This window comes from Streptomyces djakartensis (assembly GCF_014651075.1).
In the GTDB taxonomy this organism is placed as follows: domain Bacteria; phylum Actinomycetota; class Actinomycetes; order Streptomycetales; family Streptomycetaceae; genus Streptomyces; species Streptomyces djakartensis.
The window spans coordinates 353,714-377,332 of record NZ_BMWE01000005.1; the positions used below are offsets into that span (position 1 = coordinate 353,714).

Annotated in this window: 19 protein-coding genes and 1 pseudogene; 10 read left to right on the forward strand and 10 right to left on the reverse strand. The window is 72.8% G+C overall.

The genetic code is table 11. The annotated features are described in order from the left end of the window. The first annotated feature begins 25 nt into the window (after window positions 1-25). From lpdA to IE212_RS11395, 3 genes are all read left to right on the forward strand, one after another. Window positions 26-1,489 carry a dihydrolipoyl dehydrogenase gene (gene lpdA / locus IE212_RS11390; protein WP_373301375.1) on the forward strand — a complete coding sequence of 488 codons (1,464 nt, stop codon included), beginning with the start codon at window positions 26-28 and terminating at the stop codon, window positions 1,487-1,489. 241 nt (window positions 1,490-1,730) lie between these two features. Beyond that, on the forward strand, window positions 1,731-2,243 hold the full coding sequence (locus IE212_RS35610; protein ID WP_373301376.1) for a hypothetical protein: 513 nt from the start codon (window positions 1,731-1,733) through the stop codon (window positions 2,241-2,243). After that, the gene (locus IE212_RS11395; RefSeq protein WP_190197639.1) at window positions 2,240-3,490 is read left to right on the forward strand and encodes a M14 family zinc carboxypeptidase; all 1,251 of its coding nucleotides are present in this window, start codon (window positions 2,240-2,242) and stop codon (window positions 3,488-3,490) included. The genes IE212_RS35610 and IE212_RS11395 overlap by 4 nt, the downstream gene beginning before the upstream one ends. 18 nt (window positions 3,491-3,508) lie before the next feature. Here the strand turns inward: IE212_RS11395 and IE212_RS11400 are convergent, their stop codons facing one another. Both IE212_RS11400 and IE212_RS11405 read right to left on the reverse strand, forming a co-directional pair. Beyond that, the gene (locus IE212_RS11400) at window positions 3,509-4,849 is read right to left on the reverse strand and encodes a M14 family zinc carboxypeptidase (protein ID WP_190197707.1); all 1,341 of its coding nucleotides are present in this window, start codon (window positions 4,847-4,849) and stop codon (window positions 3,509-3,511) included. Window positions 4,850-5,024: 175 nt separating this feature from the next. Then, a complete protein-coding gene (locus IE212_RS11405; RefSeq protein WP_190197640.1) occupies window positions 5,025-5,576 on the reverse strand; it encodes an FHA domain-containing protein in 552 nt (183 codons plus the stop codon). 172 nt (window positions 5,577-5,748) lie between these two features. Here IE212_RS11405 and treZ point away from each other — a divergent pair, with 172 nt between their 5' ends. Beyond that, a complete protein-coding gene (treZ, locus tag IE212_RS11410; protein ID WP_190197641.1) occupies window positions 5,749-7,494 on the forward strand; it encodes a malto-oligosyltrehalose trehalohydrolase in 1,746 nt (581 codons plus the stop codon). Window positions 7,495-7,545: 51 nt separating this feature from the next. On the opposite strand, the gene IE212_RS11415 is transcribed toward treZ, so the two are convergent. After that, window positions 7,546-8,499, reverse strand: coding sequence for an aminoglycoside phosphotransferase family protein (locus tag IE212_RS11415; protein ID WP_190197708.1), 954 nt, complete (start codon window positions 8,497-8,499; stop codon window positions 7,546-7,548). Window positions 8,500-8,546: 47 nt separating this feature from the next. Then, window positions 8,547-9,674 carry an aminopeptidase P family protein gene (locus IE212_RS11420; protein WP_190197642.1) on the reverse strand — a complete coding sequence of 376 codons (1,128 nt, stop codon included), beginning with the start codon at window positions 9,672-9,674 and terminating at the stop codon, window positions 8,547-8,549. Between the two features lie 184 nt (window positions 9,675-9,858). Here IE212_RS11420 and IE212_RS34880 point away from each other — a divergent pair. Next, window positions 9,859-10,164 (forward strand): annotated as a pseudogene (locus tag IE212_RS34880) (hypothetical protein); the annotation flags it as partial. Window positions 10,165-10,194: 30 nt separating this feature from the next. On the opposite strand, the gene IE212_RS11430 reads toward IE212_RS34880, so the two are convergent. From IE212_RS11430 to IE212_RS11450, 5 genes are all read right to left on the reverse strand, one after another. After that, window positions 10,195-10,758, reverse strand: coding sequence for a PDZ domain-containing protein (locus IE212_RS11430; protein ID WP_190197644.1), 564 nt, complete (start codon window positions 10,756-10,758; stop codon window positions 10,195-10,197). 142 nt (window positions 10,759-10,900) lie between these two features. Beyond that, on the reverse strand, window positions 10,901-13,066 hold the full coding sequence (gene cyc2 / locus IE212_RS11435) for a germacradienol/geosmin synthase Cyc2 (RefSeq protein WP_190197645.1): 2,166 nt from the start codon (window positions 13,064-13,066) through the stop codon (window positions 10,901-10,903). 115 nt (window positions 13,067-13,181) lie between these two features. Beyond that, complete coding sequence (locus IE212_RS11440) at window positions 13,182-14,366, reverse strand: damage-control phosphatase ARMT1 family protein (RefSeq protein ID WP_190197646.1); 1,185 nt, start codon at window positions 14,364-14,366, stop codon at window positions 13,182-13,184. 44 nt (window positions 14,367-14,410) lie between these two features. Beyond that, window positions 14,411-15,058, reverse strand: a complete 648-nt coding sequence (locus tag IE212_RS11445; RefSeq protein WP_190197647.1) for a ScbR family autoregulator-binding transcription factor — start codon at window positions 15,056-15,058, stop codon at window positions 14,411-14,413. Window positions 15,059-15,339: 281 nt separating this feature from the next. Next, entirely contained in the window at window positions 15,340-17,139 is a 1,800-nt protein-coding gene (locus IE212_RS11450) for a S8 family peptidase (protein ID WP_190197648.1), read from the reverse strand. A gap of 350 nt (window positions 17,140-17,489) precedes the next feature. Here IE212_RS11450 and IE212_RS11455 point away from each other — a divergent pair, with 350 nt between their 5' ends. Beyond that, window positions 17,490-18,401: a lytic polysaccharide monooxygenase auxiliary activity family 9 protein gene (locus IE212_RS11455; RefSeq protein ID WP_190197649.1), complete on the forward strand. Its 912-nt coding sequence runs from the start codon at window positions 17,490-17,492 to the stop codon at window positions 18,399-18,401. Window positions 18,402-18,419: 18 nt separating this feature from the next. Here IE212_RS11455 and IE212_RS11460 read toward each other — a convergent pair whose 3' ends face one another. Then, on the reverse strand, window positions 18,420-19,061 hold the full coding sequence (locus tag IE212_RS11460; protein ID WP_190197650.1) for a Tat pathway signal sequence domain protein: 642 nt from the start codon (window positions 19,059-19,061) through the stop codon (window positions 18,420-18,422). A gap of 646 nt (window positions 19,062-19,707) precedes the next feature. On the opposite strand from IE212_RS11460, the gene IE212_RS11465 reads away from it, so the two are divergent. The 4 genes from IE212_RS11465 (at window position 19,708) to IE212_RS11480 (ending at window position 23,598) form a co-directional block, all read left to right on the forward strand. After that, window positions 19,708-20,379, forward strand: coding sequence for a DUF6230 family protein (locus IE212_RS11465; RefSeq protein ID WP_190197651.1), 672 nt, complete (start codon window positions 19,708-19,710; stop codon window positions 20,377-20,379). After that, window positions 20,379-20,837: a DUF6114 domain-containing protein gene (locus tag IE212_RS11470; protein ID WP_190197652.1), complete on the forward strand. Its 459-nt coding sequence runs from the start codon at window positions 20,379-20,381 to the stop codon at window positions 20,835-20,837. The genes IE212_RS11465 and IE212_RS11470 overlap by 1 nt, the downstream gene beginning before the upstream one ends. Before the next feature lie 128 nt (window positions 20,838-20,965). Then, window positions 20,966-22,222: a cytochrome P450 family protein gene (locus tag IE212_RS11475; protein WP_190197653.1), complete on the forward strand. Its 1,257-nt coding sequence runs from the start codon at window positions 20,966-20,968 to the stop codon at window positions 22,220-22,222. Between the two features lie 362 nt (window positions 22,223-22,584). Continuing rightward, window positions 22,585-23,598: a substrate-binding domain-containing protein gene (locus IE212_RS11480; RefSeq protein WP_190197654.1), complete on the forward strand. Its 1,014-nt coding sequence runs from the start codon at window positions 22,585-22,587 to the stop codon at window positions 23,596-23,598. Window positions 23,599-23,619 lie beyond the last annotated feature (21 nt).

The window sequence follows — 23,619 nt, forward strand, 5'->3', positions numbered from 1 at the left end:
CAAGGCCCGGGCGGAGTCTGAGGCCATGAACGCAGACGGCAGAAACGCAGACGGCAGGAACGCAGACGGCAGGAACGCAGACGGCAGGAACGCAACGGACGTGATCGTCATCGGCGGCGGCACCGGCGGCTACAGCACCGCCCTGCGCGCCGCGGCCCTCGGTCTGGAGGTCGTGCTCGTCGAGCGGGACAAGGTCGGCGGGACCTGTCTGCACCGCGGCTGCATCCCGAGCAAGGCGATGCTGCACGCGGCCGAACTCGTCGACGGCATCGCCGAGGCACGTGAGCGCTGGGGTGTGAAGGCGACGCTGGAGACCGTCGACTGGCCGGCCCTGGTGGCCACGCGCGACGACATCGTGGCCCGCAACCACCGGGGCGTGGAGGCCCATCTCGCGCACGCCGGTGTGCGGGTGGTGAGAGGCAGCGCCCGGCTGACGGGACCACGGTCGATACGGGTGGACGAGCAGGGCGCCGAGTTCACCGCCCGCCGCGGTCTGGTGCTCGCGACCGGTTCCCGGCCGCGCACGCTCCCCGGACTCGTGCCCGACGGGCGGCGCGTGGTGACCAGCGACGACGCCCTCTTCGCGCCCGGGCTCCCGGCGTCCGTGCTGGTGCTCGGAGGCGGCGCGATCGGCGTGGAGTACGCCTCGTTCCACCGCTCCCTGGGCGCCGAGGTCACCCTCGTGGAGGCCGCCGACCGGATCGTACCGCTCGAGGACGCCGATGTGAGCCGTCATCTGACCCGGGGTCTGAAGAAGCGCGGCATCGACGTCCGGGCCGGCGCGCGACTGCTGGACGCCGAGCTCCTCGGCGACGGGGTACGCGCCCGTGTGCGCACCGCCCGGGGCGAGACCCTCGCCGTCGAGGCCGAGCGGCTGCTGGTGGCCGTCGGGCGGGCCCCGGTCACCGAGGGACTGGACGTGGCGGCCGCGGGTCTCACCACGGACGAGCGCGGCTTCGTCGTGCCGGCCGACTGGGACCGGCTGGAGACGGCCGTGCCCGGCGTCCACGTCGTCGGCGACCTGCTGCCGCCGCCGTCGCCGGGGCTGGCCCACGCGTCGTTCGCGGAAGGGCTGCTGGTGGCCGAGACGCTGGCGGGTGTGCCGTCCGCCCCCGTGGACTACGCGGCCGTGCCCAGGGTCACCTACTCGTCGCCGCAGACCGCGGCCGTGGGTCTGAGCGAGGCGGAGGCACGCGCGCGCGGGCACGAGGTGACGGCCAACAGCATGCCGCTGACCGCCGTGGCGAAGGGCATGGTGCACGGGCGGGGCGGCATGGTGAAGGTCGTCACCGAGACCGGCGGTCGCGTGCTGGGCGTGCACCTGGTGGGCCCGCACGTGTCGGAGATGATCGCCGAGGGCCAGCTGGTCGTCGGCTGGGACGCGGAGCCGTCCGACGTGGCCCGGCACATCCACCCGCACCCGACCCTGTCGGAGGCGGTCGGCGAGGCGTTCCTGACCCTAGCGGGACGCGGGCTGCACCAGCAGTAGGCGTAAGGGGGTGCCTTTCACCGTGCCCGCGGGTCTGCCGCCCAGTGCGCGCCATGCTTCCGGGCGCCCCCTGGAGCCTCCCCCGCTGTGCCCTTGACACCGCACCACGGCCGTGGGGTACTGCGACTGCGAACTCGGGCGGATCCGACAGGGGTTCGAACTGCTGGCGGGCCTTTACCTATCGGGGTCGTTGAGACGTGCTGAGGGATTGGTCGGCTGGCGCTGAGCGGGGGTGAGGGGATTGGGTGGGCTGAAGGAGACCGGGGCGCCGTTCGTGGTGCCTGGCCCTTGCGGGGTTGCGGTCCGTGACCGGCTCAAGCACTTGACCACCGAGGACGAACGCGTGCTGTGCCTGATCGGTGACCGTCTGGGCTCGTTCGCTTCCCGGGACGTGAAGGCACGGTGTGCGGCCGGGCTGGAGCACGACAGTGAGCTGTGGGCCGGGCGTGAGCGGGCTCTGACGGTGGAGTCGTCCTCGCGGTGGACCGGGTCGGCCACCCCCAACCGCACCACCACCCGCCACGACGCGGCGGCCGTGGCGATCGGCCGGCGCGGCCTGGGACACCCGATCCGGCGACGGACGGCACCGCCCCCTGCCCAGCGGAGTGATGAGCAAGGGCATCGGACCGCCCAGGCCGGCTCGGTGGCCCCGGGGCGTGAGGAACCCCGCCCCACCCGACACCGTTCGGGGTGTCCGGCTGAGCATGAGCCCTGGCAGCAGGACTCACTCCCGCTCAGATCTTGGGAACGGTGAGTGTCCTGCCGGAGCTGCGCTATCCGACGGTGACCGAACTGGTCCGTGCCGCCCGGGGGTTGACGGCACAGCGGCCCGGCGTCTGCGCCTTGCGGCAAGTGGGTACCTCGCGTGCGGGCCGGCCCCTGCACCTGCTGTCGGTGGGCCGTGCCCGCCGCGCCGTGCTGGTGGTCGCCGGCGCCCACGCCAACGAGCCGACGGGTTCCTGCACGCTGCTCGCGGTCGCCCGGCGGGTGCTGGAGCAGCGGGAGTTGCGTGACGGCATCTCCTGGCACTTCCTGCTGTGCGCGGACCCCGACGGGGCGAGCCTGCACGTGACACCGGCTCCCCGCAGCCTGTTCGACTACCACCTCGGCTTCTTCCGTCCCGCGGGCCCGGAGCAGCCGGAGTGGGCGCCGTCCTTGCTGCCGCCCGACCGGCTGCCGCCCGAGACCCGGGCCCTGACCGGCGTCATCGACGAGCTGCGCCCCTACCTCCAGGTGACCCTGCACGGCACGGACCTGGGCGGCAGCTGGGTACAGCTGACGAAGGACGTGCCGGGCCTCGCCGAGCCGTTCGCCAAGTCGGCGGCGGAGCTGCACATCCCCGTCGAGACGGGCGCCTCGGACGCCGCGGGCTGGCCCGCCTCGGGTCCGGGGGTGCACGTGATGCCCGCGCCGGGCGTCGGACCGGCGTACCCGAGCCTGCCGGACGACGCACGGCACAGCACCTGGTTCCACGCCCACCGGTACGGCGGTCTGACGGCGGTGGTCGAGGTCCCGATGTGGGCGAGCGACCTGGTGGACGACCCGGCTCCGCATCCGGCTCCGGCGGCGGCGATCGGGCGGCTCGCGCACCGGCTTCGGCGGGACGCGCGGGAGGTGACGCGGGTGCTCGACGGCGCGCTGCCCCGGCTCGACGGCCTGGACGGGCCGTTGCTGCGGGCCGCCCGGTGGGGTCTGGAGCTGGTGCCGGGGCTGGCCGACGACCTGGTCCACACGCCGCCGGCGGACCGCACCAGGGCGTACGTCGGCAGCGTCGACGCGTTCGCGCGCCGGGTGCCGTTGCGGGCGGCGGCCATGCTGCTGCGGGTGCTGCGGGGTACCGACGACCGGGCGGCGAAGCAGCTCGAGGAGCTCGTCGCGACCTGGAGCGATGCCTTCGCGGAGCGTTTCCGCGCCCGCTGGGTGCCCTTGGAGAACCAGGTCGAGCACCAGTCCCGCACGGTGGTGACGGCGGCGCTGCACGCACGCGAGGAGACGCAGTAGGCGACCGCCCCGGGCCAGCTACGGCACGGCTGCTCCCGAACCCCGCTCCGGCTCGCCGGCGGGTGTGCGCGCGGGAGGGTGCCGCAGAGCCAGTTCGAAGGCGGAGAGCACCACGCGTGCCTGGTACTCCGCCTGGCGGGCCACCGGGATCCAGCGCGCCCCCCAGCCGTCGCGGTAGTCGGCGCACCACTCGTCGATCAGCAGGTCCAGCTCCGGCAGTGCTCCCACCGGGTCGTGCCCGGTGGCCCGCACGAGCTGGTGCAGCAGCCCGGCGGTGCGCAGCGCCAGCCGCCGCCCGGAGATGCGCAGGGCGGCCAGGTGAGCGGTGGTCAGGGCCGGGAGGTGGTGGGCCGCGCCGTCGCCGGTGTCCGGGTCCCAGGCGTCGGCGAGGCCGGGGCAGACCAGTGCGTAGTCGTCGACCGGGGCGAGCAGCCGCGCCGCGTCGGGCACGGCGGCGAGGTGCGGCCGGAGCCGGGCCAGCAGGCCCCGCAGGGTCGCCGTGTCGTGGCGCAGGGTGCGGCTCACGGAACGCAGTACGGCGTCCCGGTCCGCGGGCGGGGAGCCGTCCGCCACGGCCGTCACGCCCCACATGGGCGCCTCGACCACCGCGGTGACGGTGCCGTGCCGGTGCGGGTGGTACCACGTCGACTCGACGGCGGCCTCCGTGATGGCCGCGGCCAGCCCGGCCCGGCGCGGCGGCGGGATCCGGTACACGGCCGCTCCGAGGCCGGGCCAGTACAGGGCGTCGTAGGCGCCGAGTTCGCGGGGGATGCCGAGCCGGGCGGCGGTGCGGGCGAGGCGCTGGGCGAGGCCGGGCAGGTCGTGGGTGAGTTCCACGAAGCCGCCGCCGACGTCGACGCCGTGCAGGGAGCACTGGAGGAACGGGCGCAGTTCGTCCTGGATGTCGAGGAGCGCGCGGGTCTCGGGCAGGGTGGCGCCGGCCGCGCCGTCGGGCAGCCACTCGGGTTGCTCCAGGAAGCCGGGCCGGAAGAAGTTCCGGAAGTGCCGGCCCAGGGTGTACGGGCCGGTCAGCCAGCCCTCGTTGCGGCGCAGTCCGTCCGGGTCGAGGCACAGCAGCAGGTTCCAGGTGGCGTCGGCGTCCTCGGTGAGCCCCGGGTCGGCCAGCGCCCGCTCGGCCAGGCGCAGCACGGTGGCGCCGCCGACCGGTTCGTTGGCGTGGGGGCCTGCGACGACGAGGGCCTGGCGGCTGCCGTGGCCGACGGAGAGCAGCCACATGGGTGTGCCCGCGCGGGAGGTGCCGATGCGGCGCAGCCGGGCGTTTCGCGGGTGGCGGGCGACGAGGGCGGCGGCCCGGGCGGCCAGTTCGTCGACGGTCGGGTAGCGCGGGAGTGGCGGCAGGGCACACCTCCCCGTTGCGGTGCCGTCGCTTCACCACCTGTGCATGGTGTACGCACAGTCAGTCACGACTTCAGGGGTACGTCAACACGGTGTGCCGCAAAGCTTTTTCGGCCATCCCCATGATGGCGACGGTTGGTAATGCCCAGGCCAGAGCTTGGGTGGGGCTTCGTTTCGGTCAGCCGGCCGACAGCCGGAACAGCATCCGTCCGAAGCCCACCTGGTCGCCCTCGCGGACCACCGCCGCGCCGACGACGCGCCGGCCGTTCACCGTGGTGCCGTTGGTGGAACCGAGATCGCGCAGCACCCACATGCCGCCCTGATGGCGGAGTTCGGCGTGCACCCGGGAGACCGTCTCGTGGTTGAGGCGCAGTCCGCTGGCGGGGTCGCGGCCTATGCGCAGCGGATGGCCGTGCGCCGGGTGGGGCAGCAGCAGCTTGGGCAGCCGCTCGGCCCGCCAGGCACCGCGCAGCCGTACGGTGAACCCGGAGATCGCCTCGACGGTGCCGAACACGACGCGCGAGAACCGGCTCTCGGTGGGCAGGTCGGCGGTGAGCACGGCGAGTTCGTCCGGGCGGCGGGCGGCGAGCGCCAGTTCCATGCGGCGGACGAACGTGTCGTGGGACAGGCGGCCCATGGCGGCGCCGTCGCGGAGCACCTTCAGCGCCCTGTCGCGCTCCGCGTCGGAGAGCCGCGCGGGGTACGTGTTGAACTCGAAGGACGACGTCACCCGGTGATTGTCGGGCAGGGCGGCCGGGCTGTCCAGGAACCGGGAGAACGGCCGCCACGGGCTCGTACCGGGCGACACCCGCCGCAAATGGGCGGATGCACCGGCGGATTGATCTCGATTGACGCACCATGGACGGGCTACGTCACGGTGAGCAGACGAAGGGGAACCGTCCGTGCAGTTCGAGGTGTGGGCACCGCAGGCCGGCCGTGTGACGCTCCAGTGCGACGGCGTCACACGGGCGTTGGAGCGCGATCCGGAGCGGCCCGGGTGGTGGTGGGGTGAGGCGGACGCGCGGGACGGGTCCCGGTACGGCTTCGCGCTGGACGACGGTCCGGTGCTGCCCGATCCGCGTTCGCGGCGGCAACCGGACGGGCCGGACGGACTGAGCGCGGTCGTCGACCACGAGCGGTACGCGTGGCGTGCGCCGTGGCGGGGGCGTCCGCTGCCGGGGGCGGTGCTCTACGAGCTGCATGTGGGGACGTACACGCCCGAGGGCACTCTGGACGCGGCGGCCGAGCGGCTCGGGCATCTCGCCGAACTGGGCGTGACCCACGTGGAACTGATGCCGCTGTGCCCCTTCCCGGGCACGCACGGCTGGGGCTACGAGGGCGTCTCGCTGTGGGCGGTGCACGAGCCGTACGGCGGGCCCGAGGCGCTGAAACGCTTCGTCGACCGGGCCCATGAGCTCGGGCTGGGCGTGGTGCTGGACGTGGTGCACAACCACTTCGGCCCGTCGGGCAACTACCTCCCCGTCTTCGGGCCGTACCTGACGGACACCCACCACACACCTTGGGGCGCCGCGGTCAACCTTGACGCGCCCGGCTCGGACGAGGTGCGCGCGTACCTCGTCGGCAGCGCGCTGGCGTGGCTGCGCGACTATCGGCTCGACGGGCTGCGCCTGGACGCGGTGCACGCGCTGGTGGACACGCGCGCGCTGCACTTCCTGGAGGAGCTGTCGACGGCCGTGGACGCCCTGGCCGCCGAGGTGGACCGGCCGCTGTTCCTGGTCGCCGAGTCGGACCTGAACGACCCGCGGCTCATCACCTCCCGCGCCGAGGGCGGCCTCGGTGTGCACGCGCAGTGGAACGACGACTTCCATCACGCCCTGCACACCACTCTGACCGGCGAGTCGCAGGGCTACTACGCCGACTTCGCGCGGGCCGGCCTCGGCGGCCTCGCCAAGACCCTGACAGGCGGCTGGTTCCACGACGGTACGTACTCGAGCTTCCGCGAGCGGCACCACGGACGCCCCCTGGACCGTACGCGGGTGGCCGGACACCGGCTGCTCGGCTATGGCCAGACCCACGACCAGGTCGGCAACCGCGCCCAGGGGGACCGGCTTTCGGCCCTGCTCTCCCCCGGGCTGGCGGCCTGCGCCGCCACGCTGATCCTTACGGCGCCGTTCACTCCGATGCTCTTCATGGGCGAGGAGTGGGCGGCGGGCACGCCCTGGCAGTTCTTCACCGACCACACCGACCCGGAGCTCGCGGACGCGGTACGGCGCGGCAGGCGGCGGGAGTTCGCTGCGCACGGCTGGAAGGAGGAGGACGTCCCCGACCCGCAGGACCCGGCGACCCGGGACCGCTCCTGCCTCGACTGGTCCGAGCCGGAGCGCGAGCCCCACGCGCGCGTGCTGGCCTGGTACCGGCAGCTCCTCGCCCTGCGCCACGAGCAGCCCGACCTCACCGATCCGGATCTCGCCGACACCAAGGTGGCCTACGACGAGGAGCGCCGCTGGATCGCCTTCCGGCGCGGGGACGTCCTCGTTGCGGTGAACCTCGCGCGGGAACCGGCGGCACTGGCACTCGGCGTCCCGCACGCGCGCGTCCTGGCCGCCTGGGAGCCGGTGGCGGCCCCCGGGGCGGACGGGGTGGTGCACGTGCCCGGGGAGTCGGGTGTGGTGCTGTTGCAGGAATGACGCGACGCCCCGCCCGCGGCGACCACGCCCAGGCCCTGCCGCCGGAGCCCGCTACAGGGCGTCGTCCGTGTCCCGCAGGTCCGACACGCGTTCCAGCAGGATCGGCTCCCAGGCGTGGCGCAGCTGCGTCCTCGCGGGGGTGAGCCGGGCGGTGTCCCGGCCGGTGAGGGCCTCGGCGAGACGGGCGACGCTGTCGCAGCGGGCGAGCCACAGGCCGCGCAGGCAGGGCCGGGCGCCGTAGCCGGCGAGGGTGGCGGCGCGGACCGCGGCGGGCGAGCCGACGGCGAGGGCGAGGCCCGCGATGTCCTCGGCCGGGTCGCCGACGGCCGCATCGGCCCAGCCGAGGACGCCGCGCACCCGTCCGTCGGCGCTGACCACGAGGTGCCCGCCCGTGAGGGCGTGGTGGGTGAGGACCATCGAGCCGGGCTGGGCGGCGAGCTGTGCGGCGGCGGCCGCGGTGAGCTGGTTCAGGCGGGCGGCGTCGAACTCGTCGGCCGCCGCGAGTCCTTCCGCGGTGCGCGCTGCGGACCGGCGCAGCGCCTCCAGGGAGCGCGGGGCGGTCCGTGGCACGCCGATGCCCTCGGCCTGCCGCAGCGGCACCTCACGCAGTCCCGCCAGCAGTCCGGCCAGGTCGGTCTCACCGACGGCGGACACGTCGTGCTCCTCCCCCGAGCCGCCCGGCACCTTGGTGTCCAGCGTGTAGGTCAGCCCGGGCGCCCATTCGCCGTGCGCCACGCTGGCCGGAACCGTCACCGGGACGTGCGGGCGGACGAGGTCGCGCAGGCGCAGTTCGCGGCGCTGGCGCAGGGTGGCCTCGCGGTCGGGGGCGAGGCGCAGCACATGGCGGGTGCCGACCCACCAGGTGGCGGGTTCGGCGCCGGCGGTGGCGGGCCGGACCTCGGGGCCGCCGCCCTGCCGGGTCTCCTTGCCGCCCTTGCCGTCGTCGAGCAGGGAACGGACGAGTGCGCGGACGGTGTCCGCGCTGGGGGTCGGTGCCTGGGTCATGGTCGCGCCGTTGTCGTCGGGGAGGCGTGTGGGGGACATCGGTGGCGTCACTCCACTATGACCAGCTCGCGGGAGGTGGTGTTCAGGCGCCGTCCGCCGTCCTCGGTGACGGTCACGATGTCCTCGATGCGCACGCCGAACCGGCCGGGCAGGTAGATGCCGGGTTCCACGGAGAAGCACATGCCGGGCACGAGGGACTGCTCCTCGCCTTCGATCATGTAGGGCGGCTCGTGGGTGGTGACGCCGATGCCGTGTCCGGTGCGGTGGATGAAGTACTCGCCGTAACCGGCGTCGGCGATGACCGCCCGGGCGGCCCGGTCGACGTCCTGGCAGGCGGCGCCCGGCCGCACGGCGCTGAAGCCCGCTTCCTGCGCCGCGCGCACGACGTCGTGGACGCGGCGTTCCTCCTCGGTGGGTTCGCCGACGTGGACGGTGCGGGAGGTGTCGGAGCCGTAGCCGTCCTTGAGACCGCCGAAGTCGAGGACGACCATGTCGCCGCGTTCGATGACACGGTCGCCCGCCTCGTGGTGGGGGTCGGCGCCGTTGGGGCCGGAGGCGACGATCGTGAAATCGACCGTCTGGTGCCCGTGGCTGCGCAAGCGCCGGTCGAGATCCGCGGCCACCTCGGCCTCCCGGCGCCCGGCGAAGCGGACCTTCCGGATCTCTTCGAACGTCGCGTCGGCGGCGGCTCCCGCGGCCGTCATGAGGTCCAGTTCGGCCGCGTCCTTGACGGCGCGCAGCATCGGCAGGGCCTCGGTGAGCGAGGTGTAGGAGCTGCCGGGCATCGCCTTCCCGAGCGCCAGCAGGTGCAGGGCCCAGGCGTTGTCGCTGATGCCGAACCGGCCGGAGGCGTCCAGCAGGGTGGCGGCGGCGGTGTAGGGGTCCTTGCCGTCGGCCCAGTCGCACAGGGTCAGGGCGGGCGCACCGGCCGCCCTCCGGGCGTCCGGGGCCTCCAGGGCCGGGACGACGAGGACGGGGTCATGGCCCGCGGTGAGAACCAGCAGGGTGAGCCGTTCGGTGACGGCCGGGGGTGTGTAGCCGGTGAGCCACACCAGGTCCGGTCCCGGGGCCACCAGCAGACCCGCGAGACCGGCCTCGGCGGCCTCCCGCGCGGCGCGCTCCATGCGGGCCCGGTAGTCGTCGGCGGTGAAGGACGCGGCCGTGCTTCCGGTCATCCGGGCCTCCCAGGGCGGACGAAGGGGCTACGGGCAGCATCCTGCCCCGCCGGAGGGGGCGGCGCGAGCCATCTGCGAACTCGGCCCGGGCCCGGCTCCCGGGAGCGGAGGATCACTCAGGCAGCCGGCTAACGCCTACACGCATGACATCCATTAGCCATTAGGTGTGAGGGGGCGTACGACCGTGCTCGTACTGGCGCACATCAGCGATCTGCGTCTGGACGGGAGCCCGCGGGCGACGGAGCGCGCCGAGCGGGTGCGCGACCGGCTGTGGGAGCTGCCGGAGCGGGTGGGCGCGCTGCTGGTGACCGGTGACATCGCGGACGACGGCCTCCCGGCCCTGCTCGCCTTCCACCACCCGCCGTCGGCACTGCGCCACCCGCTGCCTGACGTGTACCGGCCGCTGCTCCTGCCCTGGGAGGGCGAGCCGGCCGCCGACCGGGAGGCGCCGCCCGGGCTCGCCTTCCATGTGCTGGACGACGCGGGACGAGGGGGTCACCTGACGAGGTGGTTCCCGGGGTCACGCGACCACGGCCGGTACGACCGTCAGCTGCTGATAGCCACCGCCGCGGTGCCGGACCGTCAGCCTGACCTCCGAGCCGGGCCGGGCGCGGGCGACGGCCCGGGCCAGGTCGGCGGCCGTGTCGATGCGGGTCGTGCCGAAGGCGAGCAGGATGTCGCCCCGTACCAGGCCCGCCGAGTGCCCCGGTCCGGGAACATGGACGCCGACCACCCGGGCTCCCGGCTTCCTCGCGTCCATGACCTGCACGCCCAGCGTCGCGGTGGCGGGCACCACCGCGGCGGCGGACGGCGAGGGGCCGGAACGCGACGGCGTGGAGCGCCATCGCGGCTCGATGACTCCGCCCTTGCCGATCAGCGTGACGCCCATCGCGCCGAGGCCGACCCCGGACAGGACCAGGGCCGCGCCGAGAAACCCGGCGAACAGCACGTTGAGCAGTCGCCGTCCCGCCCGGCGGCGCCCGTGCGGCCGCAGGCGGACAGGCTGTCCGGCCCCGGCGGCCGGCGCCGCCCCGTCGGGCTCCTGACCCGGCATCGGCTTGGGTCGCAGCGCGGTCTGTTCCATGGCTCCCCTCCGGATGGTGCGGATCGCCGCCGGCTGATGCGGAACGATCACGGTGGGAGCCCTACCCGGGACATCGGCGCACGACGAGCCACGAACGAGTGAGACTGACCGGCGCCGGATGCGACCGGTGCGCCGCGCCGTCTCAGCCGAGAGCCGGCACGGGCCTGGCGGGCGGCCGGCCCGGTAGGAAGCCGTGGGCACGCCGGGCCAGCCACTCGGCCTTGTAGCGGTCCACCTCGCGGTGCCAGTTCAGGATGCCCGCCATCCAGTTCCGCAGGTCCGTCACATGGTCCCCCATGGCGGCACGCGCCTGGTCGGTCAGCTGGAAGTCGTCGTAGAGGACGGGCAGTTCATGCTCGACCACATGCTCGAACTGCCGCATGCGCTGGCTCATCAGGTCGTGCACGACGCCGAGGGCGGCCGGGTAGTCGCAGCCGAAGAAGGACTGCACGACGAGGATCGCGTTGTGGATCTCGCCCTCGTACTCGATCTCCTTCTGGTACGAGAAGACGTCGTTGAGCAGGCACGCGAAGTCCATCGCCGCGTTCTCCAGGGAGCGGACCGGTCCGCTGCGGTAGACCTCGGGCGGGACGGCCGGGCCGTGGCCCATCCGGCACAGGCTCAGGGTGAGGTCGGAGCCGAAGGTGGCGCGGCGCATCTCCAGGTAGTCGACCGGGTCGGGGACACGGTTCTGGAGCTGGTTGGACAGCTCCCACACCCAGCTCTCGGTCATGGCGTCGATCGCGTCCTTGAGGGTCTGCCGCGACGCGGGCGTCATACCGGCGGTGGTGCGCCGCCACAGGTCCACCAGGCCGCGCTCCATGGCGTTGGCCGGGAGCAGGGGCTCCTCCCCGGCGACCGGCATGCAGTCCGACAGGCGTGCCGTGGTCAGGCGGGCGGCGGCCAGGTCGCGGCGGTGGCCGTAGACGAGCGGGTAGTAGTCGTCGCCGTAGGTGCCCCAGGCGAGCCACTGCGCGCTGAGGTCGAGGGCCTCGGGCGTGGCGTCCGGGTCGAGGCCCGCCGAGCACAGGGGGAGGTCGTAGGCGCGGAGCTTGTCCTCGTCCCAGACGCCCTCGGCGAGGATGCCCATCCGGGTCACCCACTCCTTCAGGCTGCGGCGGGCGGCGTCGAGGTGCGGGCTGAGCGTCAGCGGGAACGGCATGCGGATGTCGGGGATCCGCGCCGGTCCGACCCTCTGGTACGGCACGTGCGTGTAGGCGCGCACACGCTCGGCGCCGGCCGAGGCGAGCAGGGCGCGTACGTCGGCGGCGGAGGTGCCCGGGCCGCTGCAGCCCGGCCACGGGCCGCCGCCGCGCGTCGCGTTCCGGTTCATGTAGCGGCTGGAGCGCAGGTGCCACTCGTGGCCGCCGGACTGCCAGTCCTGCAGCCCCTTGGTGTACGCGGCGACTGCCGCGATCTCGTCCGGGGTGAGCCCCTGCTCCAGGGCCACCGCGGGCACTTCGGTGAACGCCGTGTGCTCGAACTGGTGGAGCCGGGAGGTGAGGACGTCGTTGACGGTGTCCGCGGCCTCCTGCGTGGTGCAGCCGAAGAAGGTCTCCAGGACGAGCACGCCGTTGCTGTTCTCGCCCTCGTCCTCGACCTCCCGCTGGTAGGAGAAGAGGTCGTTGCGCAGGTGCACGGCGTCGGAGAACGTCTCCATCAGCACCCTCAGCGGCCTGGACTCGGCGACCGACGCGGGCACTTCGGCGGTCGCGTACTCCACGAGCCCGGCGGACCAGGGCGCGCCACCCACCTTGCGGCGCATCTCGATGTACTCGACGGGGTTGGCGATCCGCCCCTCGTTGATGTTGGAGAGCTCCCACAGGGACTCGTTGAGCAGGTGCTCGGTCGCGACGGCGAAGCGGCGGCGCCAGTCCTGGGACATCTTCGGCACCGTACGCGCCCACAGATCGGCGAGGCCCGCCTCCACCGGGTTCTCCGGTTCCGGCAGGGCAGCCGACAGGTCCAGCGGCATGAACAGGGGCAGCCGGTCCAGATGGGCCTTGCCGGCGACGCGGTCCTGGCTGCGCTTGTACCTCTCCAGGAAGTGGTCGTCGAAGAAGAAGACCCACACGTACCAGTCGGTGATGAGGGAGAGGGCCGCACTGTCGCAGTCGGGATGGGTGTAGGCGCACAGCAGGCCGTAGTCGTGCGCGTCGAGGTCGGCCTGCTCCCAGACGCCGGACCCCTCCAGCATGCCCATCTCGCGCGCCCACCGCGTCGAGTGGGTCCGGGCCTCGTCGACATGGGGGTTCAGCCGCGCGGGGTGCGGCATGTAGAAGGGCGGGAGTTCGAACGGCTGCGTCATGGCCGGGCCCTACCCGGCGCCCCGCGGCGGCATCCGCGGGGCGGGACATGATCACACCATCGCGTGAATCGCGGCTGGATGTACGGGAGTTCCCGTCGAACGGGTGGGGGCCGGCCTACCCGGGGCTGTGCACCTGGATCAGGGCGTGCGTGCCGCTGGTGCGCCAGCGCTGGTCCTCCGCGGCGACCAGCTCGGCCTCCATACGGCTGTCGAGTCCGGTGATCACGTCGGACTTCAGGGTGCGCAGGGCGGCGACCGGGCCGGGGAAGTACGCGGTGACGTCCGTGAAGTCAGTCGTCGGGGGCCATAGCCGGTCGCCCACCAGACGGCGGTAGTTGAGGTCTCCCTTGACGATCGTGAGCGTGGCGGAGGCGAACTCGGCGCGCAGGTCCCCCGGCATCTCGTGGTACGGCAGCGGGGCGCTGGAGAAGGGGTGGGCGCGCAGGACGAGCCGGCCGTCGGCCAGGGCGGACCACAGCTGCCGTCCGTGTGCGGCCGCCGCGCCCCGGCCGCCGGCGAGGCGGCGCAGCGCGTCGACGACGTCCGCGGTGGTGGCGTCGGAGACGTAGTAGGGGTACGGCTTGACGTGCAGGACGGCCCGTCCGATGCGGCCGGTGGCCAGCAGGTGGGCGATGAGGAGGAGATCGGGGACGAGTTCGCGGCCCGCGTTGTCGGCGACCAGGCAGAGCGTCGCCTCGCCCGCGCCGGAGAGCAGGCCCCACAGCCGGTCGCTGTCGTCGGCCACCAGGCCGGGCGCGGCGGCCGCGGTCCGCGCGCCCTCGGCGGAGAGCCGGAAGCCGAGGTCGGCCCGGTTTCCCCAGAGCGAACCGTGCAGCAGGGCCCGGTCCTGTTCCTCGGCGGACCGGTCCGCGAGGTCGTCGAGGGCGGCCAGTTCCTCGTCGGTCTCCTGGGAGTCGAGTTCGGCCAGTTTGAACGGCCGGAAGGGGTCGATGCCCTGCCAGGGGCCGGGGCCGAAGTAGCCGACAGCCTGGAGCAGCCGGCGGTAGAACCAGCTCTCGGACCAGAGCCACGGCACGTCGAACCACGACCGGCCGGCGTACTCGCGCACTCCCCAGGCCTCCCAGAGGTCCCGGTCGTGCGCGTCGGCGGGGAGGGGTTCGATCTCGCCCTTGGTGCAGTTCACCAGCAGTTCGTCGAGTGCGCGGTGCTGACGGGGCTCGTAGGGGAAGGCCTCGCGCACCTGGCGGATGATCGCGGGGTGCCGCTCGGCCAGCACGCTGTGGGGGAAGGAGCCCGGCTGGTTGCCGAGGAGCACGGGCGCGGATGCGGTGTCGGGCATGCGGATCACCGTAGCGCGCGGGGCCCATGGGGGCGGCCGCTCTGTCAGACGGGTGCGAGTTCCCGCTCCAGACGGGCCGCCAGACTCAGGTAGCGAGCGCGTCGCGTCACCGGGACCAGGCTGCGGATGAGTATGTTCCACATCTCCGCCGTCCGGCGTGGCTGCCGGTCGACGGGCTCGCGGGAGCGGCCCACGACCCGGGTGCCGACGAAGAAGCAGACGAGGGAGTGGGCCACGACGTCGATGTCGATGTCCGGGTGGACGTCGGCCTCCTTGACCGCGGCGACGAGCCGGGCCGTGACGATGTCCAGCCACTCCGTGAAGGGATGGCTCAGCGGCGGTCGGGGCCGGATTCCTCCGGTGGCGAGCCGCAGCCCCACCCGCAGGACCGGATCCTCGACGGACATGCGGGTGATGCCGAACGTCAGGCGCATCAGCGCCTCGAGGGAGGTGTGGCCGCGGTGGTCGGTCTCGTCGGCCAGCCGGCGGGCGGTGTGGGACTGGAGTTCGAGGATCGCGTGGGCGAGATCCTCCTTTGCGGCGAAGTGGAAGTACAGGGCACCCTTGGTGACCTGAGCGTGCTCCACGATGTCGCTGAGACTGGTCGATTCGTAGCCGCGACGGTCGAACAGGTCAGCGGCGGCCGTGATGATCGTCGAGCGGGTCTGCTCGGCTCGCAACTGCCTCGCCATCGGCTGAACTCTCCCGGGAAGAAAATGTACGGGTCATGCCGTTTGTTTTTACCCCGCGTACACGATAACTCACCCTGAGGGGACGTCCACCACACCAGTGGGCCGGAGTGCGGGTGCACATCCGGCAAAACAATCTCAACTGGTGAAAGAAAACGGCGCGTTCGGTATCTAACCGTGGAGGTTGTGCGGCCGGACGTAAAGGCGGGCCGGCCGGTGCCCCATCCGCACCGGCCGGCCCGCCCGCTCGTGGCCCGGTCCCGTTCACCGTTCCCGTGGCAGTATCAGAAGGTCAGCGTCCATCCGTTGAGCGTCCCGGTGTCCTGCGCCGCGGTGTCCTGGACGCGCAGCTTCCAGGTTCCGTTGGCGCTCTCGCCGGAGGCGTTCACCGTGTAGGTGGTCTTCACGTCGTCGGCGGAGTCCGAGGCGGCGGACTTCAGGCGGTACGCCGAACCGTCCGGCGCGACGAGGTCGATGACGAGGTCGCCGCGGTAGGTGTGGGTGATGTCGACACCGACCTGGAGGGCCGAGGGGGCGTTGCCGCTGCGGCCGGTGACGCTGATCGGCGACTCGATCGCGGCGCCGTTGTCCGGGATGGCGACGGCGGTGGTGCTGGAGAAGACCGTGCCGGTGGACGAACCGCCCTTGACCGCCTGGACCGTCTTGGCGGCGTCCGCGAGGCCGGCGCCGCAGCCGCCGGAGCAGGTACCGGGCAGCGCGCGGGCGTTGGCCTTGATGGCCGACTCGATCTGCGCCGGGGTGAGGGCGGAGTTGGCCGACTTCATCAGGGCGGCGAGGCCGGCGACGTGCGGCGTGGCCATGCTGGTGCCCTGGTAGTACGCGTAGTTCTCGCCCGACGGCGTCTTGGTGCCGGAGTTCAGCGTGGAGAGGATGCCGTTCGCCGTGGAGGTGCGGGTCTCGCCGCCGGGGGCCGCGATGTCGACGAGCGTGCCGTAGTTGGAGTACGAGGCGCGGCTGCCCGCTCGGTTGGTCGCGGCGACCGAGATGACGTTGTTGCAGTTCGCCGGCGAGGCGCCCGACACGTTCTGGTTCTCGTTGCCGGCCGCGACGACGACCGCGGTGCCGCGGTTCACGGCGCCGTTGATGGCGCTCTGGGTGGCGGTGGAGCAGGCGCCGCTCCCGCCGAGGCTCATGTTGATGACCTTGGCGACGTTGGTGTTGGCGGGGACACCGGAGACGGTGCCGCCGGACGCCCAGGTGATGGCGTCGATGATGTCGGAGTCGTAGCCGCCGCACTTGCCGAGGACGCGCACCGGCGAGATCTTGGCGCCGTGGGCGACACCTGCGACACCCTTGCCGTTGCCGGTGGCGGCGGCGATGGTGCCGGCCACGTGGGTGCCGTGCCAGGAGGAGTTGGAGGCCGGGATGCCCGCGCCGCACTCGCCCGCGTTGTACCAGTCGCCCGGGTCGGCCGGGTTGCTGTCGCGGCCGTTGCCGTCGACGGACACGGCGGTGTCGGAGATGAAGTCGTAGCCGCCGACGATGTTCGCGGCCAGGTCGGAGTGGGTGACGTAGCCGGTGTCGATCACGGCGACGGTGACGCCGGTGCCGGTCGTGGTGTCCCAGGCGGCCGGGACGTTCATGCCCGCGGTCGGCTCGAACAGGTCCCACTGCTTGCTGTACTCGGTGTCGTTCGGCGTGACGGCCGCCGGCTTGTTCAGGCGGTCCGGCACGACGTACGCGACCTGCGGGTCGGCCTGGTACTGGGCGACGACATCGGCGACGTCCTCGCGGGTGGGGTCGGTGCCCAGCTCGACGAGGGCGGCACCGGTACCGAGGCGGCGCTGGAAGTCGACGTCCTCGCCGGTCTTCTCGGCCTTGGCCTTGGCGTCGGCGGCCGCGGCCTTGTTCGACTTGGCCTCCTCGGCACCGGACTTGTAGCCGACGATGAGGCGCTCGGCCGCGGTGCCGGGAGCGGCCTCGGTCCGGGCGGCCGGGACGGCGGCAGGGGTGGGGGCGGACTCCTGGGCGACGGCGACCGAGGCGGGGGCGGCGGTCAGCAGGGCGGCGGAGACGGCGGCGACGGATATCAGCTTCCGTCTGAGCTCTGGGGAGATACGCACTGTCGTTGCCTTTCGTTACCGGACTCCGGGCTGCGCGCGGAGCGGCGGACGCGCTTCGTCGTCGAAGCGGAGGGGGGTGGTTCGACAAGCGACGCGATGGCCGGCCAGGCGTGTGGGGAGCGGACCCGTTCGGGGTTACCTGTGGGTCGGCTGTGGTCGAACGATAGGCAAACAGAAGGTCATCGGGATACGGGGGAAACCCTCGATCCGGCCGGAAACCCACCCTGTGTGCTGGGCAGTTGGATGTGAATGGCCCGTTTTCGATCCGGTCGCGGCGGATGAACGCGCGGGGCCGCCGCGCCGTACTGCACTTGAGACCGCCCCCGCCCCTGCCGAGGAGACGCAGACGGATGCCTCCTGTGACCGCACCCCGTGCCGCACTCGCGGCCGCCCTGGTGACTCCGCTGCTGCTGCCGCTGTGGGCGGCGGGTCCGGCGTCGGCGCACGGTGCGCCGACGGACCCGGTGAGCCGAGTGGTGGCCTGCTCCCCCGAGGGCGGCGACGACGCGGGCTCGGCGGCGTGCCGGGCGGCTGTCGGCGCGAACGGCGCTCCCTTCACGGCGTGGGACAACCTGCGGGTGGCGAACGTGAACGGCCGGGACCGCGAGGTCGTCCCCGACGGGAAGCTGTGCAGCGGCGGCCTGCCCGCCTACCGGGGTCTGGACCTCGCCCGCGCGGACTGGCCGGCGACCCGGGTCGCGCCGGGCGCGAAGCTGACCATGCGCTATGTGTCGACAATCCCGCACACCGGCACGTTCCGGATGTACCTGACGAAGCCCGGCTACGACCCGGCCGGCCCGCTGTCCTGGTCCGACCTGCCCGGTGAACCGTTCGCCGAGGTGACGGACCCGGTGCTGACGGACGGCGCGTACCGCCTCGAGGCGACGCTGCCGTCCGACCGGACCGGGCGGCACGTGCTGTACACCGTCTGGCAGAACAGCAGCACGCCGGACACGTACTACTCGTGCTCGGACGTGGTGTTCCCGGAGCAGAAGCAGAAGCAGACGGCGGAGAAGACGGCGGAGAAGACGGAGGAGGCGAAGGAGGAAACCAAGGAGGAGGAAGAGAAGGAAGGGGAGGAGAGCACCACTGAACCGGAAGTCCCGGCTCCGCGGCTCCGGCCGCAGAGTGAACGCACCGCGGCGGCCTCCGCCTCCGGCTCCTCCTCGGGCCCGTCCACGCCCGTGCTGGCGGGCGGCGCCGCCGCGGTGCTGGTGCTCACCGCTGGCGCCGCCCTGATGGTACGGCTGCGTCGGCGCTGAACCGACGCCGCCCGGGCCTCAGTTGACGTTGACGGGGACGCCTCCCTTGGCCACCGGGGCGTACTTGGCGGTGAAGAAGGCGTCGGCGAAGCAGAGTGACGAGCCGGAGACCTTCTTGAACTGCTGGTTGGCGAAGGTGATGCTGTGGTCGGCGTTGCTCGCCGTGCCGGTCAGGCCGGGCGCCTGGTAGACGCAGGTGACGTTGCCGAGCAGGGTGCGCAGCTTGACCGTGGACCGGACGGTGGAGCCCGGGGCCGGAGTCACGGAGACCTTGCCGTCGGAGGACACGCTGGTGGTGTACGGCAGGTTGTCCACGGTGATGCCGCTGACGCCGAGCACACCGACGACGTTGGTGGTGCAGCCGCTGGTGTCGAAGGTGTGCGAGGTGAGGGACTCGGTGGCGGTGCCGGGAGCGGCCGGGTTGTCGGTGACCTTGACCGAGAACGCCGAGGTGGTGCACGAGATGCCGCTGGTGCCGGTCGCGCTGGAGTAGAAGGTCGCGGTGGTGCCGCTCGCCAAGGACGCGTCGAGGACGTCGCCGACCGCGACGGCCGCACCGTCGGTGGTGGTCAGGACCGGGGTGTCGGCCGCGGAGGCGGGGGCGGCGAGACCGAGGGCGGCGACGGCGGCGGTGAGGGTGAGGAGGGTGCGCGTACGCATGCGGGTGTACCTCTTCTCTGAAACGGGGGGTGGGGTGGGGGACGCGGGTCGGCGTCCGCCGTCGCCGGCCCGTCACACCTTCTCCGTACGTGACGGGCCGGCGACGTCAGGCCGGTCACCGGCTGGACCGAGTGAGGGGACGCGGTACCGGCCGGGCCGGGTGGGGGGTGGCTGGTGGCACGGCTGTCGAAGGAAGGGCCGTACCGAGGCCGTGGCGGGTCGGGCACGGGCGAACAGAAAGCCCGTGCGGACGCACCGGGCGGTGAGATGCCCGTACGGGACGGACGGTGCGGGGCACGTGGACGGGCGCCACGCGGCGGATCCGGCGCCACGGATCCGGTGAGACCAGGAGAGTTGTAGACCTACTCGTCAGTCAACGTCAAGGCCGGGCGGGGTAGTTGTGCGCATGCTGAGGCCCATCCGAGAATGGCGGCTCACCTGCGGCGCACATTCCACACTCTTTGTTCACACTTCCCTTGACCCTTCATGTAACCCCCGGTAACTTCCGAGTCGGCTACTGCGGCGTAACGAGAAAGCCCTTGCAACGGCCGGGAGTTGCGGGGAGACGTGCGCACGCGGTCGGGGTCCGCGCCAGGACAACGTGCCACCGACGTCCGATCCGCACCGACATGCACCTGGAGCAGACATGGCACTCTCCGCTGAGCACCCCTCCGAAAGACCGGACGGCGCCACCGCGCCGGACGCCGGTGATGTCCCCGCACGACGCGGGCGGGTCCGGGCACGCCGGGCCGCGGTGATGGCGGTGCCCGCCACCCTGGTCGCCGCAGGACTCGCGGTGCTCACCGCCGAGGGGGCGCTGGGCGTGCAGTTCGCCATCTCCGGCATGCCGTTCACGGTCACCGCCACCGAACTGAAGGGCGACGGCTTCGCGCAGTTCGGCGGTATGCGCGAGATGGCCGAGGGCAGCCCGAACGCGGGTGACACCGGCGGCCAGGTGGTCGTCGTCACGTCCGTGATCAAGAAGGCGACGCTCACCAAGCTCTGCCAGAGCGTGAACCTGGGCGGCACGAACCTGGTCATCAAGGCGGGTGGCGGAAAGAACAAGGTCCGCGCCAGCGACCTGACCACCGACTCGACGGAGCTGTCCGGCAACGCCCGCTTCACCAACATCGAGATCGGCAACGACGCCAGCGAGCTCAACAAGGCCGGCCCCCAGGGCAAGGGCCCGAAGGGCGTGTTCAGCCAGCAGTCCGACACCGTGCGCATCACCGAACTGCGCCAGACCAACTACGCCACGACGGCCGCCGTGTTCAGGCTGCCCGGGCTGAAGCTGGGCTTCAGCGAGTCGGGTTGCTGATGTCCGGCGTGCCGCGCGGGAAGTTCCGGCCCGCCTTCCGCGGGTGGCGGGCCGGCCGTCCGTTCTGGGGCGGGCTGCTGCTCACCCTGGGCGGGGCGGAGATCCTGCTCACCCTGAAAGCGTCGCTCGACGTCGTCCTGCACGTCGGCATGCAGGGCCTGGCCGGCTATCTGCTCCCGGTCGTGATGCTGCTGTGCGGCCTGCTGATCCTCTTCAGCCCCTCCCAGCGCCTGTTCTACTCGGTCATCGGGGTCCTGGTCTCCCTGGGCAGCTGGGTGACCTCGAACCTGGGCGGCTTCTTCGTGGGTCTGCTCCTGGGCGTCGCCGGCAGCTGCTGCACCTTCGGGTGGCTCCCGGACCAGGAACCGCGCGTCAGCCGACGGCAGCGCAGGAAGGAGGCGCGGGCCGCGAAGGCGGTGGCGCAGCCCCTGGAGCGGGAAGCCGGCCAGACCGCCTGAAACAAGTCAGTGCTCCTCTGCCCCCTGGCGCCACCCCGCCGCGGCGACTTGGCTGGACGTGTCGCGCGTACTCGCTCACCAGGCGAACGCGCGCCCGCACCATCAGTCGTCAGCCCAGGGAGAGACCGATGGAATTCACCCGCCCGACAGTGATCGACCCGACCGGCCGCGACATCCACGGCGAGGCCACCCGCATCCGCGAGCGCGGACCCGTCACCCCCGTCGAGCTCCCCCAGGGTGTCCCGGCCTGGGCGGTCAGCAGCGCCCCGTTGCTGAAGCGGCTGCTCACCGACCCGCGGGTGTCGAAGGACCCGCGCCGGCACTGGCAGCGCTGGATCGACGGCCAGGTCTCACCGGACTGGCCGCTCTACACCTGGGTCGCGGTGCAGAGCATGTTCACGGCCTACGGAACCGAGCACAAGCGGCTGCGCAGCCTCGTCTCCACGGCGTTCACCGCCCGCCGCACCGCCGCGTTGCGGCCGCGGATCGAGGAGATCACCGCGACGCTGCTCGACCGGGTCGCCAAGGCCGGGGCCGGCGGTGGCGCCGACGGCCATCCGGTCGATCTGCGGGAGGAGTTCTGCTATCCGCTGCCCATCCAGGTCATCGGCGAACTGCTCGGACTGCCCGAGGAGCTGGGAACCGAACTGAGGGCCGTGGTGGACGGGGTCTTCCACACCTCGGCCGACCCGGCCGAAGTCGTCGACGTCTACGCCCGGTTCTACGCCGTCCTCGCTGAACTCGTCGCGGCCAAACGGGCGTCGCCCGGCGACGATCTGACCTCCGCGCTGATCGCGGCGCGCGAGGAGGAGGGCGGCACGAGGCTCAGCGAGCAGGAACTGCTCGACACCCTGATGCTGGTGATCAGCGCGGGCCATGAGACGACGGTCAACCTGCTCGACAACGCCGTCCACGCGCTGCTCACCCACCCCGGCCAGCTCGCGCACGTGCGCGGCGGGCGCGCCTCCTGGGACGACGTGATCGAGGAGACCCTGCGGGCCGAGGCGCCGGTGGCCAGCCTGCCGCTGCGGTACGCGGTCGAGGACATCCCGCTCGGCGAACTGGGCGGGCCGCACGGCGCGGTGATCCACAAGGGGGAGGCGATCCTCGCCGCCTACGCCGCCGCCGGGCGTGACCCCGAGCAGCACGGCCCGGACGCCGCCGCTTTCGACGTCACCCGCGCCGCGAAGGACCATCTGGCCTTCGGGTACGGCGTCCATCACTGCCTGGGCGCCCCGCTCGGCCGGCTGGAGGCACGGGTCGCCCTGCCGGCCCTGTTCGAGCGGTTCCCCGGCCTCACCCTCGCCGTGCCGTCGGACGAACTGCGCCCGGTGGACTCGTTCATCTCCCACGGTCACCGGTCGTTGCCGGTTCTGACCGGCTGACCGGCTGACCGGCGGTCCGGTGGCCCGCGAGCCGCGCACACCGGCGCGCACAGGCCCCCGAACCGCACGGACGGTACGGAAAGCCGAGCCGACCGAACTCCCGCACGATCGAGGAGAAGAAGATCGCGACGCACGGACCGGTGAGGCGCAGGCCATGACTGACCAGGACAAAGGGCCGTCCATCGTTCGACTGGTCGAACGGATCATCACGATGCGGCGGCATCAACTCACAGAATGTGGCCGCTCACTTGACGGCCGGCGGTCACACACGGTTGGCTCCGTGGCCAGCGAGAGTCATCGGGCCGTGCACGTTCACGGCCCCGCTCTCCCCCTGCTCGGCCGCACAGCGAGGTCCGCCCCCCATGAACACTCCTCCCCCACCGCACACCGCAGCGAGACGAGCCATCCGTGCCGCGGCCCTGGCGTCCGCCCTGTGTCTGCTGGTGGCCGGCTGCTCCGTCCTCCGCGCGGCCGAGGACGGGACGGACACGAACGCGGCGGGCGGACCGGGTACCGGGATGAAGGTCGCCCTGGTCACGCACGGCGGCAAGGGCGACGCGTTCTGGGACCTGGTGCGCAGGGGGGCCGAGACGGCCGCCGCCAAGGACGGCGTCGAACTGACCTACGCCAGCGACGCCGACCCGGCCGCCCAAGCCGACCTGGTGCGCACCGCGGTCCGCGACAAGGTCGACGGCATCGCCGTGACGCTGGCCAAGCCGGCGGCCATGCGCGGGCCGATCGCCCGGGCCAGAGCGGCCGGCATCCCCGTCGTCGGGCTCAACTCCGGCATCGGCGCCTGGCGGCCTTCCGGCCTGCTGCAGTACTTCGGCATGGACGACTCCGTCGCGGGCCGGGCCGTCGGCGACAAACTGGACGCTCTCAAGGCCAAGCACGCCCTGTGCGTCGTGCACGAGCGGGGCAACGTCGCGCTGGAGGCCCGCTGCGCCGGGGTGAGGAAGACGTTCCGCGGCGACACCGACAACCTGTACGTGGACGGCACCGACACCGGCGCGGTGACCGCCACGATCGCCTCCCGGCTGCGGCAGGACTCGAGCATCGACGAGGTCGTCACCAACGGCGCCCAGTTCGCGATGGCCGCGGTCGAGGCCGTGCGACAGGCCGGCAGCAGAGCCGGGGTCGCCACCTTCGACCTCAACAAGGACCTGGTCGAGGCGGTCCGGGGCGGCGAGGTGCAGTTCGCCGTGGACCAGCAGCCGTACCTCCAGGGCTACCTGGCGGTGGACGCCCTGTGGCTGTACCGGACCAACGGCAACGTCAGCGGCGGCGGGACGGCCCCGGTGCTCACCGGCCCGGCCTTCGTGACCAGGTCGAACGTGTCCACGGTGGCCCGGCTCGCCGCCGCCGGAACCCGGTGACGGACACTTCCTGTGACGGTG

Coding starts and splice junctions, on each gene's coding strand:
- IE212_RS11455 (WP_190197649.1), top strand. CDS start 17,490: ATGCCTCCTGTGACCGCACCCCGTGCCGCACTCGCGGCCGCCCTGGTG.
- IE212_RS11445 (WP_190197647.1), bottom strand. CDS start 15,058: ATGGCGAGGCAGTTGCGAGCCGAGCAGACCCGCTCGACGATCATCACG.
- IE212_RS11415 (WP_190197708.1), bottom strand. CDS start 8,499: ATGACCCAGGCACCGACCCCCAGCGCGGACACCGTCCGCGCACTCGTC.
- cyc2 (WP_190197645.1), bottom strand. CDS start 13,066: ATGACGCAGCCGTTCGAACTCCCGCCCTTCTACATGCCGCACCCCGCG.
- IE212_RS11475 (WP_190197653.1), top strand. CDS start 20,966: ATGGAATTCACCCGCCCGACAGTGATCGACCCGACCGGCCGCGACATC.
- IE212_RS11470 (WP_190197652.1), top strand. CDS start 20,379: ATGTCCGGCGTGCCGCGCGGGAAGTTCCGGCCCGCCTTCCGCGGGTGG.
- IE212_RS11420 (WP_190197642.1), bottom strand. CDS start 9,674: ATGACCGGAAGCACGGCCGCGTCCTTCACCGCCGACGACTACCGGGCC.
- IE212_RS11440 (WP_190197646.1), bottom strand. CDS start 14,366: ATGCCCGACACCGCATCCGCGCCCGTGCTCCTCGGCAACCAGCCGGGC.
- IE212_RS11430 (WP_190197644.1), bottom strand. CDS start 10,758: ATGGAACAGACCGCGCTGCGACCCAAGCCGATGCCGGGTCAGGAGCCC.
- lpdA (WP_373301375.1), top strand. CDS start 26: ATGAACGCAGACGGCAGAAACGCAGACGGCAGGAACGCAGACGGCAGG.
- IE212_RS11480 (WP_190197654.1), top strand. CDS start 22,585: ATGAACACTCCTCCCCCACCGCACACCGCAGCGAGACGAGCCATCCGT.
- IE212_RS11465 (WP_190197651.1), top strand. CDS start 19,708: ATGGCACTCTCCGCTGAGCACCCCTCCGAAAGACCGGACGGCGCCACC.
- IE212_RS11460 (WP_190197650.1), bottom strand. CDS start 19,061: ATGCGTACGCGCACCCTCCTCACCCTCACCGCCGCCGTCGCCGCCCTC.